At 76.7% G+C, this 15,774-nt stretch carries 14 protein-coding genes; 4 read left to right on the top strand and 10 right to left on the bottom strand.

The genetic code is table 11. From position 1 onward, the window contains the following. Positions 1–31: 31 nt before the first annotated feature. The 6 genes from KVT14_RS03765 to radA all read right to left on the bottom strand — a co-directional run bounded on the left by KVT14_RS03765 (position 32) and on the right by radA (position 7,377). Positions 32–967 (bottom strand): aldo/keto reductase, encoded by a 936-nt coding sequence (locus KVT14_RS03765; RefSeq protein WP_217614435.1) that lies wholly within the window; start codon positions 965–967, stop codon positions 32–34. A 305-nt stretch (positions 968–1,272) separates the two neighbouring features. Continuing rightward, positions 1,273–2,481, bottom strand: a complete 1,209-nt coding sequence (locus tag KVT14_RS03760; RefSeq protein WP_217614434.1) for a hypothetical protein — start codon at positions 2,479–2,481, stop codon at positions 1,273–1,275. 125 nt (positions 2,482–2,606) lie between these two features. Further along, entirely contained in the window at positions 2,607–4,256 is a 1,650-nt protein-coding gene (locus KVT14_RS03755) for an ABC transporter permease (protein ID WP_217614433.1), read from the bottom strand. Further along, entirely contained in the window at positions 4,253–5,179 is a 927-nt protein-coding gene (locus KVT14_RS03750; protein WP_217614432.1) for an ABC transporter ATP-binding protein, read from the bottom strand. Before KVT14_RS03750 ends, KVT14_RS03755 begins: the two co-directional genes overlap by 4 nt. Then, positions 5,176–5,835: a TetR/AcrR family transcriptional regulator gene (locus KVT14_RS03745; protein ID WP_217614431.1), complete on the bottom strand. Its 660-nt coding sequence runs from the start codon at positions 5,833–5,835 to the stop codon at positions 5,176–5,178. Before KVT14_RS03745 ends, KVT14_RS03750 begins: the two co-directional genes overlap by 4 nt. 126 nt (positions 5,836–5,961) lie before the next feature. Then, positions 5,962–7,377, bottom strand: a complete 1,416-nt coding sequence (gene radA, locus KVT14_RS03740; protein WP_308160871.1) for a DNA repair protein RadA — start codon at positions 7,375–7,377, stop codon at positions 5,962–5,964. Positions 7,378–7,495: 118 nt separating this feature from the next. On the opposite strand from radA, the gene disA reads away from it, so the two are divergent. Beyond that, a complete protein-coding gene (gene disA, locus KVT14_RS03735) occupies positions 7,496–8,572 on the top strand; it encodes a DNA integrity scanning diadenylate cyclase DisA (RefSeq protein ID WP_166941069.1) in 1,077 nt (358 codons plus the stop codon). Positions 8,573–8,656: 84 nt separating this feature from the next. Here disA and KVT14_RS03730 read toward each other — a convergent pair whose 3' ends face one another. Next, complete coding sequence (locus KVT14_RS03730; protein WP_217614429.1) at positions 8,657–9,250, bottom strand: hypothetical protein; 594 nt, start codon at positions 9,248–9,250, stop codon at positions 8,657–8,659. Positions 9,251–9,578: 328 nt separating this feature from the next. On the opposite strand from KVT14_RS03730, the gene KVT14_RS03725 reads away from it, so the two are divergent. Continuing rightward, the gene (locus tag KVT14_RS03725) at positions 9,579–10,463 is read left to right on the top strand and encodes an A/G-specific adenine glycosylase (protein ID WP_308160878.1); all 885 of its coding nucleotides are present in this window, start codon (positions 9,579–9,581) and stop codon (positions 10,461–10,463) included. On the opposite strand, the gene KVT14_RS03720 is transcribed toward KVT14_RS03725, so the two are convergent. From KVT14_RS03720 to KVT14_RS03710, 3 genes are read right to left on the bottom strand one after another with little or no spacing between them, the layout of a single operon-like run. Next, entirely contained in the window at positions 10,460–11,008 is a 549-nt protein-coding gene (locus tag KVT14_RS03720) for an amino-acid N-acetyltransferase (protein ID WP_147794439.1), read from the bottom strand. The two genes, KVT14_RS03725 and KVT14_RS03720, sit on opposite strands and share 4 nt — an antisense overlap. 55 nt (positions 11,009–11,063) lie before the next feature. Continuing rightward, positions 11,064–11,780, bottom strand: coding sequence for a TetR/AcrR family transcriptional regulator (locus tag KVT14_RS03715; protein ID WP_217614427.1), 717 nt, complete (start codon positions 11,778–11,780; stop codon positions 11,064–11,066). A 25-nt stretch (positions 11,781–11,805) separates the two neighbouring features. After that, positions 11,806–12,834: a sugar-binding transcriptional regulator gene (locus KVT14_RS03710; protein ID WP_217614426.1), complete on the bottom strand. Its 1,029-nt coding sequence runs from the start codon at positions 12,832–12,834 to the stop codon at positions 11,806–11,808. 190 nt (positions 12,835–13,024) lie between these two features. On the opposite strand from KVT14_RS03710, the gene KVT14_RS03705 reads away from it, so the two are divergent. After that, positions 13,025–14,842: a glycerol-3-phosphate dehydrogenase/oxidase gene (locus KVT14_RS03705; protein ID WP_217614425.1), complete on the top strand. Its 1,818-nt coding sequence runs from the start codon at positions 13,025–13,027 to the stop codon at positions 14,840–14,842. A 110-nt stretch (positions 14,843–14,952) separates the two neighbouring features. Continuing rightward, complete coding sequence (locus tag KVT14_RS03700; protein ID WP_147796951.1) at positions 14,953–15,690, top strand: MIP/aquaporin family protein; 738 nt, start codon at positions 14,953–14,955, stop codon at positions 15,688–15,690. The last annotated feature ends 84 nt before the right edge of the window (positions 15,691–15,774 follow it).

The following is a 15,774-nucleotide window of genomic DNA, read 5'->3' as shown; positions in this document are numbered from 1 at the left end:
CCTCCCGTCGCGGAGGTGGTCGGCGCCCTGGTCAGGCCGAGGCGTCCGACAGGGCCGTGATCTCGTCGTCCGCGAGCTCCAGCGTCGCGCCGGCGAGCAGGTCGGGGAGCTGCTCGACCGAGCGCGCGCTCGCGATCGGCGCGACCACGCCCGGCTGCACCCGCAGCCACGCCAGGCTCACGGCGGTGACCGACGTGCCGTGCGCGGCGGCGACCGCGTCGAGGGCGGCCAGCACCCGGCGGCCGCGGTCGTCCAGGTAGCGCCCGGCCGATCCGGCGCGCGGGCTGTCCACGGCGGGCGACCCGTCGCGGTACTTGCCGGTGAGGAAGCCGCTCGCCAGCGAGGAGTACGGCAGCACGCCGAGGCCCTCGCGGACGGCGAGCTCCTGCAGCGGGCCCTCGTAGGCGCCGCGGTGCACCAGGTTGTAGTGCGGCTGCAGGGCGACGAACCGGGCGACCCCGAGCTCGTCGGCGATCCGCAGCGCCTCGGCCAGCCGCTCGGGCGAGAAGTTCGACGCCGCGACGTACCGGGCCTTGCCGTCCGCGACCACCTCGCCCAGCGCCGCGACGGTCTCCTCGAGCGGGGTGTCCTGGTCGTCCTCGTGCGCGTAGTAGAGGTCGACGTAGTCCGTGCCGAGCCGCTTCAGCGAGTCGTCGATCGCGGCCCGGACGACCGCCCGGGAGGTGCCGCGGCGGGTGCTGAGCTTGCCGACCTTCGTCGCGACGACCACGTCCGCGCGGTTGCCGCGCGCGGCCATCCAGCGCCCGATCGTCGCCTCGGACTCGCCGCCCTCGTGGCCGTCGCCCCACTCGGAGTAGACGTCCGCGGTGTCGACGAAGCTGCCGCCGGCCTCGGCGAACGCGTCCAGGACGGCGAACGAGGCCTGCTCGTCCGCGGTCCAGCCGAACACGTTGCCGCCCAGGTTCAGCGGCAGGACGTCCAGGTCGGTGGTGCCGATGCGTGCCATGGTCCTCCTCGGTCGGGCGGCGCCGGCCGGGGGGGCACGGCGCCTGCGGGGCGCGCCGCGGGGTGGCGGCGGGCGTGGGGCGGTCGCGCCGTCGGGCCGCCGACCTCCGGTCTACCCCACGGACCGCGCCGCCGCCCGGCGGGACCGCGGACCGGGACTCCGTGGCGACGGGGTCACCGACGCGTCGAGCGAGCAGTCGCCGACTACTCGCTCGACGTGTCGGCTGCTCGCTCGGCGGGCGCGCGAAGGCGGCCTCGCGGCGCGCGGGGCGGTCCCGCAGGGCCGCGCCGGGCGGTTCGCGCGGGTCAGAGGGGGTAGGCGGCGTACAGGTTGCGGATGTCAGCGGCCGGTCCCCGGACGACGAACACCGTGGTGCCGTTGCTCCACGCCGCGACGCCGGTGCCGTCCCCCGCGTCGACGACCGTGACCGTGCCGGTGGGTGCACCGCCGACGAGGACCTCGCCCTGCAGCAGCACGGCCGGCCCCGCCGCGGCGGTCGGGTCGGCGGAGGCGCCGTCGGTGGCCTCACCGGTCGCTGCGTCCGCCGCCGCCGGGAGCGTCGCCGTGACCGCCGCGAGCGCCGCGGCGGCCTCCTCGGGCGTCTCCCACTGGCCTGCCTGCACTGTGACGGTGCCGTCGGCCCCGTCGGTGTACGTCTCGGCGTAGGCCTCGACGGCGCCCTGGGCGAGCCAGGCCTCGTCGTCGGCGGAGGACGCCAGCGCGTACTGCAGCAGCGTGGTGGGCAGCGCGCTCGCGAACGCCGTGGTCGCCGCGCGGGCCGTCGGGGCGACCGACGCGGTGGGCGACGGCAGCACCACGTCCGGCGGGGCGGCAGCCGTGCCGCCGGCGTCGTCGCGCGTCAGGAACCAGGCCGCACCCGCGCCGCCGAGCACGAGCACCGCGGCGGCGACCGCACCGACGACGACCCACCGGCGCCGGCCACGGGCGGGCGTCGTGGCGTCGGGCCCGTCCGGGTCGTCGCCGCCCGGGCCTGCGTCGGCCGCGCCGCCCGCTCCCGCGACGTGCAGGGCCGCGTCCGCGCGCGCCAGGGCCGCGGTGCGGGCCTGGGCCTCGCCGGCCTGGAGCGCGGCGTCGGCACGGGCGAGGGCCGCGGTCCGCTCGGCGGGGTCGACCGGCTGCGACGGGGCGGCGTCGTCCGCGGCGGCGAACCGCCGGCTGCGCCGGGTGGGCGGCGGGACGTCGCCGGGGGTCGGGTCGGCGGGCATGCCCGCGGGGGTCCACGCGGCGGCAGGAGCGGCGGGGGCCGCGGGCGCGGCGGGGGCGGCGGGCGCCACCGGCACCGACGGGGTCGTCGCACCCGAGGCCGTCGCCGGAGCCGCCGGGGTCGTCGCACCCGAGGCCGTCGCCGGAGCCGACGGTGCACCCGCCCCGGCGGCCCCGCCCGTGTCGCCTCGCAGGCTCGGCCACTGCGGCCGGTCGTCCCCGAACCGCCCGACGCCCGGCGCCGGCGTGCCGGTCTCCCGGCGCGCGAAGCGCCCGTCGGTGTCACTCATGCACGAACTCCCTGCCGCCTTCCGGTCGGGCGCGGCCGCGTCAGCGCGCCGGCCCGGAGGTCCCGCGGCAGCCTAGCGGCCGGGCGGCGGCTCCCGGCGGACCGGCGCGGGCGGGCGCGCGCCCCTCAGGCGAGCAGGTCCCGCCGCCGGAACGCCAGCACGCCCCCGCCGACCAGGAGCACCGCGACCGCCGCGAGGACGAGCACCGCGGGCCAGTCCATCGGCTCGGCGGGCATCCCCGGCGTGTACCGGAGCGGGGACGCGACGTCGCTGCCGTCGGGGAGCACCCCGCCGAGCATCGCGGTCAGCGCGACGTAGCCGAGGTACGCCCACGCCAGCCCGAACGCGCGGGGCGCGACCCCCAGGACGAGCACCGCCGCGCCGGTCACCGCCAGCAGCGCGGGCACCTGCGCGAGCGCCGCGCCGAGCAGCCGGGGCACCAGCGCGGGGTCGTCGAGGGTGCTCGCCGCCGTCAGGCCCATGACCAGCCCGCCGAGCAGCACCATGGCCATCACCGCGCCGAGCACGACCGCGAGCTGCGCCCCGAGCCACCGGGCCCGGCCCACCGGTCCCGCGAGCACGTGCGCGGCGCGCCCAGCCGCCTCCTCCGCGCGCACCGCCCCGACCCCCTGGACGCCCGCCGCCGCGGCCAGCGCCACCGCCACGAGCAGGTACCGGGCCAGCGCCGCGTCCGCCGCCGCGGCCGACCCCTCGCCGAAGAACGCGCCGAGGGCGGGCTCGTCCTCGATGAACTGCACGACCTCGCGGGCCAGCACCCCGACGAGCCCGCAGATCGCGGCCACCCCGACGGCCCAGCCCGTGAGCGCCCCGGCGAGCCGGCGCAGCGTGACGGCCGCGACCCCCGTCAGCCGAGGCGAGGCGTGCGCGCGGCCGGGGCGCTCGGGCAGCAGGCCGTCGCCGAGGTCGCGCCGCTCCGCCAGCAGCGCCGCGACCCCGAACGCGGCGGCCGAGGCGAGCACCGGCAGCGCGAGCGGCCACCAGCGCTCGTCGACCCAGGCGCGGGTCGCCTGCGACCAGCCGAACGGGGACAGCCAGCTCAGCACGCTGCCGCTCTCCGGGGCGCGGACGTCCCCGGCGGCGCGCAGCACGAACCCCGCGCCGATCGCGGCCGTCCCCAGCATCGAGGCCGTCCGGGCGTGCGTGACGAGCTGGGCGGCCACCGCGGCGGTCGCGCCGAACGTGAGCCCGACCAGGCCGCAGCCCAGCCCGAAGGCCAGCGCCCCGGCGGCCGGCAAGCCAGTGCCGACCAGCGCGGCGGCGAGCGCGAGCCCGATCGCGAGGTCCGCGACCGTCACGACGACGACCGCCGCGAGCACCGGCGCGTCCCGCCCCACCGGCGTCGAGCGGACCACCTCGAGCAGTCCCGACTCCTCCGCCCCGCGCAGGTGCCGCACCACGAGCAGCACCGACATGATCGCGAGCGCGAGCGCGACCCAGGCGCCGAGCTCGTTCGCGACCATCGCGCCGATCGTGTAGTCGTCGTGCCCGTACCCCGGACCGCCGAGCGCGGTCGCCGCCGGCGACCGCATGAGCTCCGCGCGCGCCGCGCGGGACTCGGGCGTCGGGAACAGGTCCGCCTCCGACGACGCGGACACGGCGGTCGGCCCGGCGACGGCGACCAGCCACACGGGCAGCCGCACCCGCTCGACCCGCAGCGCCACCCGGACCAGCGCGCCGGTGCCGGCCCAGCGGTCCGTCGCGCTTCGGGACACCGGTGCCGCGGGGCGGGCGGCGGGCGCGGCCACGGCGGTCACCGCGGGCTCCCGACGGTCTCGCCGTACTCCCGGAGGAACAGGTCCTCGAGCGTCGGCGGGTGCGCGGTGACGCCCCGGACCCCGAACCGCGGCAGCAGCGCCAGCACGTCGTCCAGCGCCTCGGCGTCGACGCCGAGCCGGACGTGCCCGTCGACGTGCGCGGGGTCGTGCACGCCCGGCGCGCCCTGCAGGGCGGCGAGCGCGGCGTCGGGGTCCCGCAGCGAGACGACGACCGCGGTCCGGGTCAGCCCGCGGAGCTCGTCGAGCGTGCCCGACCGCACGGCGCGGCCGGCGCGGATGATCGTGACCCGCTCGCAGAGCGCCTCCACCTCCGCGAGGATGTGGCTGGACAGCAGCACCGTGCGGCCGTCCCCGGCGGCCTCGCGGATGCACCGCTGGAACTCGGCCTCCATCAGGGGGTCCAGCCCGCTCGTCGGCTCGTCGAGGACCAGAAGCGGGACGTCGGCGGCGAGCGCGGCGACCAGCGCGACCTTCTGCCGGTTGCCCTTGGAGTACGCCCGCACCCGCACGGTGGGGTCGAGCTCGAACCGCCCGACGAGATCGTCCCGCCGCCGGGGGTCGAGACCGCCCCGCAGCCGGCCGAGCAGGTCGATCGCCTCGCCGCCGGTCAGGTTGGGCCACAGGTCGACCTCCCCCGGCACGTACGCCAGGTGGTGGTGCAGCGCGACGGCGTCCCGCCACGGGTCGGCGCCGAGCACCCGGGCCTCCCCCGCGTCGGCGCGCAGCATGCCGAGCAGCACCCGGATGGTCGTCGACTTCCCGGCGCCGTTCGGGCCGAGGAAGCCGTGCACCTCCCCCTGGCGCACGGTCAGGTCGAGCCCGTCGAGCGCCCGTCGGCGGCCGAACGCCTTGACGAGGCCGCGGACCTCGACGGCGGCGGAGGTGGTCGGGTGGCTGGTCATGGTTCCTCCCGGGCGAGCTCGTCGAGGGCCGCCGCCAGCAGGTCGTGGTCGGTGAGCAGCGGCTCGGTCAGCATCTCCATCGCCGGGACGACCGCCCAGCGGGACAGCGCGGTGAACGCGGCGACGGGCTCGAGCGTCGGCGACGGCGCGCGGCCCGCCTCGGCGTCGATGAGCGCGAGCTGCAGCAGCCCGACGCTCTGGGCGACCAGGTACCGGGCCCGGCCCGCCGGGTCGACGGACGGGCTCACGGTGCCCGCCGCGACCCCGAGCGCCAGGTACTCCGCCGTCGCGGCGACCATGTCCTCGACGAACCGGGACGCGAGCGCGCCGCCGGCCGCGAGGCTGCGGACGACGTAGCCGAACACCGGCCCGTACTGCGTGAGGTCGGCCAGGTGCGCCATCGACTCGCGGGGCGTCTCGGTGGTGAGCGACGCCTCCTTCTGCGACCGGATGCGGTCCAGGACGTACGCGTCGCAGGCGGCCCGGAGGCCGTCCTTGGACCCGAAGTGGTGGATGACCAGCGCCGGGCTCACGCCTGCGTCGGCGGCGACGGCGCGCAGGCCGGCGCCGAAGCCGTCGCGGGCGAACCGCAGCAGCGCCGCGTCCCGGATCCGGGCGCGGGCGGTCAGGTCGTCGTCGGTCGTCGCTGAACGCACGTTCAGCAGAGTAAACGCGCGTTCAGCCCGGCGGCAAGGGGGTCACCCGGGCCGAGTGCCCGGCGGTCAGCGCGCGACCCGGGCGCACCGTCGTGCGCTGCTCCCCGCGGACGCGTCCCCGGCGTGTCAGCCCTCGGCGCGCGCCTGCACCCGCGCGGTGTCGGCGCGCGTGAGCCGCACCGCCTCGCCGAGGTCGGCCGCCTGCGCGACCCGCATCCCCTCCGGCGCCTGGCCCTTCTCCAGCGACCCGGCCGGCACCACCGCGTGCGTGAACCCGAGCCGCGCCGCCTCCGCGAGCCGGCGCGCCGTCCCGGTCACCGGGCGGATCTCCCCCGCGAGCCCGACCTCGCCGATCGCGACGAGCCGCGGCGGCAGCGCCACGTTCTCCCGGCTGCTGACGGTCGCGAGCGCGAGCGCGAGGTCGGCCGCCGGCTCGACGACGCGCGCGCCCCCGACGGTCGACACGTACACGTCCTGGTCCCCGACCTTGAGTCCCGCGCGCCGCTGCAGCACCGCGAGCACCATCGCGAGCCGGCTGCCGTCGACCCCGCTCGTCGTCCGGCGGGGGTTGCTCAGCATCGACGGAGCGACGAGCGCCTGCACCTCGGTGGCCAGCGGGCGCCGGCCCTCGAGCGTCACGGTCACGCAGGTGCCCGGGACGTGGTGCCGCTCGTGCGAGACGAACAGCCCGGACGGGTCCGCCAGCCCGACGATGCCCGTCTCGGTGAGGTCGAAGCAGCCGACCTCGTCGGTCGGGCCGAACCGGTTCTTGGTCGCGCGCAGGAGCCGCAGGCGGGAGTGCCGGTCGCCCTCGAACTGGCACACCACGTCGACCAGGTGCTCCAGCGTCCGGGGCCCCGCGACCGAGCCGTCCTTGGTGACGTGCCCGACCAGCAGCACCGGCAGCGACCGCTCCTTGGCGGCGGAGATCAGCGCGGCGGCGACCTCGCGCACCTGCGCCACGCCGCCCGGCGATCCCTCGACGGCCGACGACGCGACCGTCTGCACCGAGTCGAGCACGAGCAGGTCCGGCTCGGTCTGCGCGAGGTGCCCGAGGATCGTGCCGAGGTCCGTCTCGGCCGTCAGCAGCAGCGTGTCCGCGAGCGCCCCGATCCGCTCGGCGCGCAGCCGCACCTGGCCCGCGGACTCCTCCCCGGTCACGTAGAGCACGGTGCGCCCGCCGGTCGCGGCGCGGCTGGCGACGTCGAGCAGCAGGGTCGACTTGCCGACCCCCGGCTCCCCCGCGAGCAGCACGACGGCCCCCGGCACCAGGCCGCCGCCCAGCACCCGGTCGAGCTCCCCCACGCCGGTCGGCAGCGCACGCGCCGCCTCGACGTCGATCTCCGCGATCGGCCGGGCCGCCCCGCGCAGCGGCACCATGACCGCCGTCCGCGGCGCCGCCCCGCCCGGGCCCGTGTCCTCCGACACCGAGCCCCAGGTCTGGCACTCGCCGCACCGACCCACCCACTTGGACGTCGTCCAGCCGCACTCGGTGCAGCGGAAGGCGGGCCGGGCGGACCGGGAGGAGGTGGTGGTCGACACGGCCGTCACGCTAACGGCCGCCACCGACAGCCCCCGGCACCGCACCGTGACCGAATCGCGACGTCCACGCCGCGCGCACCGCACGCGGCGTGTCCCCGGCGGCCCGTAGGATCGCGCCGTGCCCACCACCACGCCGCCCGACGACCTGCTGCGGCACACGCTCGCCGCGGTCGCCCCCGGCACCGAGCTGCGCGACGGCCTGGAGCGCATCCTGCGCGGCCGCACCGGCGCGCTCATCGTGCTCGGGCACGACGCGACGGTCGAGAGCATCTGCTCCGGCGGGTTCGAGCTCGACGTCGAGTTCTCCGCCACCCGGCTCCGCGAGCTCGCCAAGATGGACGGCGCGATCGTCATGGACCCGGCCTCGCGCCGGATCCTGCGCGCCGCGGTGCAGCTGCTCCCGGACCCGACCATCTCGACGTCCGAGTCCGGCACCCGGCACCGCACGGCCGAGCGCGTCGCCAAGCAGACCGGCCTGCCGGTCATCTCGGTGTCCGCGTCGATGCGGATCATCGCGCTGTACGTCGGCGAGCAGCGGCACGTGCTGGAGAACGCCGACGCCATCCTGTCCCGGGCCAACCAGGCGCTCGCGACGCTGGAGCGGTACAAGGCCCGGCTCGACGAGGTCAGCGGCACGCTCTCGGCACTCGAGATCGAGGACCTCGTCACCGTCCGCGACGTGTGCGTGGTCGTGCAGCGCCAGGAGATGGTGCGCCGCATCTCGGAGGAGATCGCCGGCTACGTGGTCGAGCTCGGCACCGACGGCCGCCTGCTGTCGCTGCAGCTCGACGAGCTCACCGGCGGCATCGGCTCGGACAGCGAGCTGGTGATCCGCGACTACCTCGACGCCTCCCGCCGCGACGGCGACGCCATCGCCGCCTCGCTGTCCGCGCTCGACTCGACCGAGCTGCTCGACCTCGCGCTCATCGCGCGCGAGCTCGGCCTGCCGTCGGGCGTCGAGATGCTGGACGCCGCCACCGGCCCGCGCGGCTACCGGCTGCTCTCCAAGGTCCCGCGCCTGCCCGCGGCGATCGTCGACCGGCTCGTCGGGCACTTCAGCGGCCTGCAGAAGCTGCTGGCCGCCAACATCGACGACCTCATGGCGGTGGACGGCGTCGGCGAGCAGCGCGCCCGCGCGGTCCGCGAGGGCCTGTCCCGGCTCGCGGAGTCGAGCATCCTCGAGCGCTACGTCTGACCGGCGCCACGTCGGACCGGCGCCACGTCTGACCGGCGCCACGTCTGACCGGCGCCACGTCTGACCGGCGGGTCGCCCCGCGGGTCACTCCAGCCCGAACACCACCGGCTGGGTGCTGACCCCGCCGAGCGCGAGCACGGCCTGGTAGGTCCCCGGCTGCGCCTGCGGCTGGTCGGGCGCGCAGCCCTCGACGGAGCGGGTGCGGTCCCACTGCACCTGGCGCTCGTCAGCCTGGTCGGGCGCCAGCAGCAGCTGCAGGGTCTCGCCGCTGGCGCAGTCGGTGCTGGCCCAGATGCGGTCGCTGCCCGAGGTGATGAGCACCTGGCGCTGCGCGTCGCCGGCGTCGAGCAGGCAGGGCGTGCCGCCGGTGTTGGTGATGCGGATCGTGAAGGTCGGCAGCGCGCCCGCCGGGTAGGTCGTCGCGTCAGCGGACATCTCGAGGCCGATCGCCCCCGGGTCGCACGCGGGGGTGCCGTCGGTCGTCTCCTCCTCGGTGGGTGCCGGGGTCGTCGCGCCGTCGGTGGGCGCGGCCGCGTCGTCGCCACCCCCGCCGCCGAGCAGCGCCCGGACGCCGAACACCGCGAGCACCACGACCAGCACGAGCACCAGCACGACCACGGCCCGCCGGATCCAGTACACGCGCGCAGGCAGCGAGCCCTCCGGCCGCAGCACGCCCATGTCCCGGTCCCTCCGCTCGATCTGCCGCCCACGCTAACGCGGCGAGCCCCCACCCCCCGTCACCTCGGGAGGGACACGCGGGCCGGGGGCCCGGGGGGGCACGGGCAAGCGGGCGGGAGGGCCGGCCGGCACGGGCAGGCGGGCGCGGGCGGGCGGGCACGGGCGGGCCGCCTACGGCTTCCGGCGCGGCCCACGCAGATCCGCGTAGGCGGGGCCGGGAAGCGTGGGCCAGGCGATTCGGCGCCCGCGGCCGCGGCGGGTGAGGATGTGCGCCGTGCCCCCGCCCTCCCCCGACGCGCCGCTCGTGGACCCCGCGCTCGCCGACGGGATCCGCGCGGACGTCGTCGACTGGTTCGGCGCGCACGCCCGCGACCTCCCCTGGCGGCACCCCGACCGGACCCCGTGGGGCGTGCTGGTCAGCGAGGTGATGCTGCAGCAGACGCCGGTCGTCCGCGTCGAGCCCGCCTGGCGCGCGTGGACCACCCGCTGGCCCACGCCCGCCGACCTCGCCGCCGCGAGCCCGGCCGACGTGCTGCGCGCCTGGGACCGGCTCGGCTACCCCCGGCGTGCGCTGCGGCTGCAGGACTGCGCCCGGGCGGTCGTCGAGCGGCACGGCGGCGTGGTGCCGTCCGACGAGGACGCCCTGCTCGCGCTGCCCGGGATCGGGTCCTACACGGCGGCGGCGGTGCGGGCGTTCGCGTTCGGGCTGCGGTCCGTCGTGCTCGACACCAACGTGCGCCGGGTGCTCGCGCGGGTGGCCGAGGGCGCCGCGCTGCCGGCACCGGCGCTGACCGTCGGGGAGCGCCGGCTGGCGGAGGCGTTCGTCCCCGCCGAGGACGACGGCGCCGCGCGCTGGGCGGCCGCCTCGATGGAGCTCGGCGCGCTGGTGTGCACCGCCCGGGCGCCGCGGTGCGAGGCGTGCCCCGTGGCCGACCGGTGCGCGTGGCGGCTCGCCGGCAAGCCCGACGACGCGCACGCCCTGCGGCGCCGCACGCAGAAGTGGGCCGGCACCGACCGGCAGGTGCGCGGGCGGATCATGGCGCTGCTGCGCGAGGCGCTGGAGCCGGCGCCGGTCGAGGCGGTCGCGGCGGTCTGGCCCGACGACGTCCAGCGGGACCGCTGCCTCGCCGGGCTCCTGGTCGACGGCCTGGTCGAGCGGGTCCCGGGCGAGGACCCGGAGCGCCCGCGCTACCGCCTCCCCGCGGGGGCCTAGAGGTCGACGATCATCCGGGTGTTGCCCAGGGTGTTCGGCTTCACGCGGGCCAGGTCGAGGAACTCCGCGACCCCGTCGTCGTGGGACCGCAGCAGCTCGGCGTACACCTCGGGCGGCACCGCGGGGCCGGCGATCGTGCCCCAGCCGTGCGCGGCGAAGAAGTCCACCTCGAAGGTGAGGCAGAACAGCCGGCTCAGGCCGAGCTCCCGCCCGCGCCCGGTCAGCCCCTCGAGCAGCGCGTGGCCCACGCCCCGGCCCCGCCACGCGCGCGCGACGGCGAGCGTCCGGATCTCCGCGAGGTCCTGCCACATGACGTGCAGCGCGCCGCAGCCGATGAGCGTGCCGTCCGGCGCCTCGGCGACCTGGAACTCCTGGATCGCCTCGTAGTAGCCGACCAGCTCCTTGGCCAGCAGGATCCGCTCGTCCGCGTACGGCTGCACCAGGTCGCGGATGCCGCGGACGTCGGCCGGGCGCGCGGGTCGGACCCGGTAGCCGGGCTGGTCGGGCGGGGTGGCGGGGGTCGACGGCGCGGCGGGGTCGGTCACGCCCTCAACCTACGACGCGCACCGGCGCCGACGCCCGCCGGGTCCACGCCGGCGCTCAGCCCGCCGCCGCAGCCCGCGCGTCGCCCGGGGGCTCCGGCACGCCCGGCGCCAGCTCCGCCGCGCCCGCGCGCGCCCGGCGCAGCGCCGCGTCGTCGAGCCCGAGCACCCGCAGCGCGGCGTCGCCGACGAGGGGTGCCACGTCCCGGGCCCCGGCCTGGCCGCCGGAGCGCCGGGCCGTGATCACGGTCTCGACCAGCCCGAACACGAGCGTCGCCTCCGCCGGCCGCCCGGACTCGGGCCGCCCCAGGACGGCGGCGACCAGCGCGTCGTACCGCGCGCGCAGCCGCGACCGCTCCTCGTGGAACTCCGCGAACGCCTCGCCCTCCACCTCGGGCAGCTGCATGAGCCCGCCGATGTTCACCGGCCCGTGGGCGAGCCAGCGGGCGTCGGCGTCGCACAGGGCCCAGAGCCGGGCCGCCGGGTCGCCCGGGGCGTCCAGCAGCTCGTCGGCCAGGTCGAGGGACGGGCGCACGGTGTCGAGCAGCAGGGTCCGCAGCAGGACGTCCTTGCCGCGGAAGTGGTGGTAGATCGACGCCTGCTTCACCCCGGCGCGCTCGGCGATCGCGTAGGTCGAGGTGGCCGTGTACCCGACGCTGCTGAACAGGGCCGCCGCCGCGGCGAGCACGTCGCCCCGGGTGTCGCGGGAGTCCGCGGCGCGCGGACGCCCGGGCCGGGCGGCGGGACGCGCCGCGTCGGGGGTGGGGGCCGTCATGCGCGCGGACGGTAGCAGCCGCGCGTCACCGGGATGTTGCGCGCGCCCCCGTCCCGCCGGTCGCGCCCCCGGCGCCCCCGCGCGCCCGCACCCCCGACCCGGCCCGCGCGAGCTCCAGCAGCCGGGCCGCCGTCCGCTCGTCGACCACCAGGTCGGTCATCGTCCCCGCCCGCAGCGCCGCGAGCAGCGGCACCGCCTTGTTGTCCCCCGCCACCGCGCACAGCCGCCGCGGGATGCGCCGGAGCTGCTCGGGCGACGGTCCCGTCGCGCGGGCGTTCAGCGGCACGTCCTGCCACGACCCGTCCGCCCGCAGGAACACCGTGCACACGTCGCCGACGACCGACTGCTCGTGCAGCAGCTCGACGTCGTCGTCGTCCAGGTAGCCGGCGGAGTACACGTGGCTCGGCACGGACCCGGTCACCGAGCCGACCGAGAACAGCGCGATGTCGGCCCGGGCCTGCTCGTCCAGCACGCGGCGCACGGACCGCTCGCGCCACATGGCCTGCTTGGTCTCCGGGTAGTCGAAGAACGCGGGCACCGGGAAGTGGTGCACGGTCGCCCCGAACGCGCTGCCGAACGACGCGATCAGGTCGCTGGCGTACTCGATGCCGGAGGTCCGGGTGTTGGCCGCGCCGTTCAGCTGGACCACGACGCTGCCGTGCGTCGCCTTGGGCGGCAGCCGCCGGGACACCGCCGCCAGCGTGGTCCCCCAGGCGACGCCGAGGATCATGTCGGAGTCGAACCACGAGGCCAGCAGGCGCGCGGTCGCGCGGGCCACCTGGTCGAGGGTGTCGGCGGGCTCCCCGGAGTCGGGGACGGGTACGACGTAGGTGTCGATGCCGAAGGCGGCGGAGATGGACCGGCCCAGGCTCGGCGCCCGGGTGCTGGACGGGCGGAGGGTGATCTCGACGAGGCCCGTCTCCCGCGCCCGCTTCAGGAGCCGGGAGACGGTCGACCGCGAGGTGTGCAGGTGCCGCGCGATGACGTCCATCTTGACGTCCTGCAGGTAGTACATGGACGCCGCGCGCAGCACGTCCTGCTCCCGGTCGGTCATCGTCCGCGACCTCCTCGTCGGGCTCGTGCTGGGACCTCGGTCCCTGCACATTCGTGCACTGCGGTTGCGCGTCTGTTCGCGACGTGACGACGATAGCGAACAGACAGGACCGAGGTCCCAGTCTGCGGGGCTACGAGCGCCCGCGGCCAGGGCACCGACGGCCGGGAGGCAAGACCGCGATGGAGCTGACATGAGGACCGCAGCACTGACCCCTCGCCTGCGTGACGACGCGCTGGCGGCCCTGCGAGCGACCACGGAGGGCGGGCCGGAGCTCGACGTCCTCGTCATCGGCGGCGGCGTCACCGGCGCCGGCATCGCGCTCGACGCCGTGACCCGCGGCCTGTCGACCGCCGTCATCGACGCCCAGGACTGGGCGTCCGGCACCTCCAGCCGGTCGAGCAAGCTCGTGCACGGCGGCCTGCGCTACCTGCAGATGCTCGACTTCCACCTCGTGCGCGAGGCCCTCACCGAGCGCGACCTGCTCATCAGCGACCTCGCCCCGCACCTGGTCAAGCCCGTGCCGTTCCTGTACCCGCTGGAGAACCGGGTCTGGGAGCGCGCGTACGTCGGTGCCGGCATCGCCCTGTACGACACGCTGGCCAGCGTCAACGGACGCAAGCGCGCGATGCCGCTGCACCAGCACGTCACCCGCAAGGGCCTCGAGCGCAAGTTCCCGGACCTCCGCCACGACGCCGCGGTCGGCGCGATCCAGTACTGGGACGCGAACGTCGACGACGCCCGCCTGGTCTCGACCCTGATCCGCACCGCCGCGTCCTACGGCGCGCACGCGGCGTCCCGCACCCAGGTCGTCGGCCTCACCACCACCTCGGGCGGCGCGGTCACCGGGGCCGAGCTCGTCGACCTCGAGACCGGCGAGCGCCTGACCGTCCGGGCGCGGCACGTCATCAACGCCACGGGCGTGTGGACCGAGCAGACCGAGTCGCTCGCGGGCACCGAGGGCGGCCTCCGCGTGCTCGCCTCCAAGGGCATCCACATCGTCGTGCCGCGCGACCGCATCGCCGGCAACGTCGGCCTCATCCTGCAGACCGAGAAGTCGGTGCTGTTCGTGATCCCGTGGTCCCGCTACTGGGTGATCGGCACGACCGACACCCCGTACGAGCAGGACCTCGTGCACCCGGTCGCCACCAGCGAGGACATCGACTACGTCATCGACCACGCCAACGCGGTGCTGTCCCGGCCGATCACCCGCGAGGACGTCATCGGCACCTGGGCCGGCCTGCGCCCGCTGCTGCAGCCGGGCACCAAGGAGGGCACCTCGTCCGCCAAGGTGTCCCGCGAGCACACCGTGGCCTCGCCGACCCCGGGCCTGACGGTCATCGCGGGCGGCAAGCTCACCACGTACCGCGTCATGGCCAAGGACGCCGTCGACTTCGCGATCGGCTCCCGCGCCACCACGCTGCCCTCGATCACGCACAAGATCCCGCTGGTCGGCGCCGAGGGCCTCGAGGTCCTGCAGCGCCAGGCCCGCGACATCGGTAGCCGGTACGGCTGGGACCGGGGCCGCATGGACCACCTGCTGCACCGGTACGGCTCCCTGCTCGGCGAGCTGCTCGAGATGGTGGACGAGGACCCGTCCCTCGGGCAGCCGGTCCCCGGCGCGGCCGCGTACATCGGTGCGGAGATCGCCTACGCCGTCACGCACGAGGGCGCCCTGCACCTCGACGACGTGCTCATGCACCGCACGCGCCTCAACTACGAGGTGGCGGACAAGGGCGTGAGCGCGCTGGACGCGATCGCGGACATCATCGCGCCGCGGCTCGGCTGGGACGACGCCACCCGGGCCCGGGAGATCGACGCCTACCGGCAGCGCGCCGCCGCCGAGCAGGCCGCCGCGGAGAAGACGGACGACGCCGCCGCGCAGGCCGCGCGCGACGCCGCGGAGGACCTCGCGCCGCTCCTGCCGCTCGACGCCGACCCGGTCCGGCCCGGCACCAAGCCGGGTTCCTCGCCCCACACCCCTGCCACTGCCGGTCCGGCAGGGACATGATCAGTACCACCTAGCGGTCCCCCGGCCGCGCCCCGCCCGGTCGGTCCTCGACCGGGCGGGACCCTGCGAGACAACGACGTCCGTCAAGAAAGAGGTCGACCGTGGAGTCCATCTCGATCGGAGAAGCGATGCTCTCCGAGTTCCTCGGCACCGCCACCCTGCTCCTCCTGGGTGCGGGTGTCGTCGCCAACGTGATCCTCCCGAAGACGAAGGGTTTCGGCGGCGGCTGGCTGCTGATCAACTTCGGGTGGGGCCTCGGCGTGTTCACCGCCGTCTACGTGGCCTTCAAGTCCGGTGCGCACCTCAACCCCGCGGTGACGCTGGGCATCTGGGCGGCCGGCAAGGACGAGTTCGCCCCGGGCATCGAGGTGAACGCCGCCAACGGCTTCCTGTACATCGCGGCGCAGTTCGCCGGCGCCGCCGTCGGTGCGGCCCTGGCCTACCTCACCTACAAGAAGCACTTCGACCAGGACGCCGACCCCGGCATCAAGCTCGCGGTGTTCTCGACCGGCCCGGAGCTGCGCTCCTACGGCTGGAACTTCCTCACCGAGGTCGTCGCCACGTTCGTCCTGGTGTTCTGGGTGGTCATCAGCGGCAACACGCCCGCCCAGATCGGCCCGCTCGGCGTCGCGCTCGTCGTGGTCGCGATCGGCGCCAGCCTCGGTGGCCCCACGGGGTACGCCATCAACCCGGCCCGTGACCTCGGCCCGCGCATCGCGCACGCCCTGCTCCCGATCCGCGGCAAGGGCTCGTCCGACTGGTCGTACGCCTGGGTGCCGGTGCTCGGCCCCGCGGTCGGCGGCATCCTCGGCGGCCTCCTGGCCATGTCCATCGGCTGGGTCGCCTGACCGTCCTGCCCTGAGCGGACGCCCGCCCGCCACGCGGGCGGGCGTCCCCTCCGCCGCGACGCCCCTCGTCGCGGCCCGCTCGTC

The organism is Cellulomonas sp. GbtcB1, from assembly GCF_019091725.1.
Taxonomy (GTDB): Bacteria; Actinomycetota; Actinomycetes; order Actinomycetales; family Cellulomonadaceae; genus Cellulomonas.
Note: the sequence above shows the minus strand (reverse complement) of the source record. Positions and strands in the feature narration are given on the sequence as shown.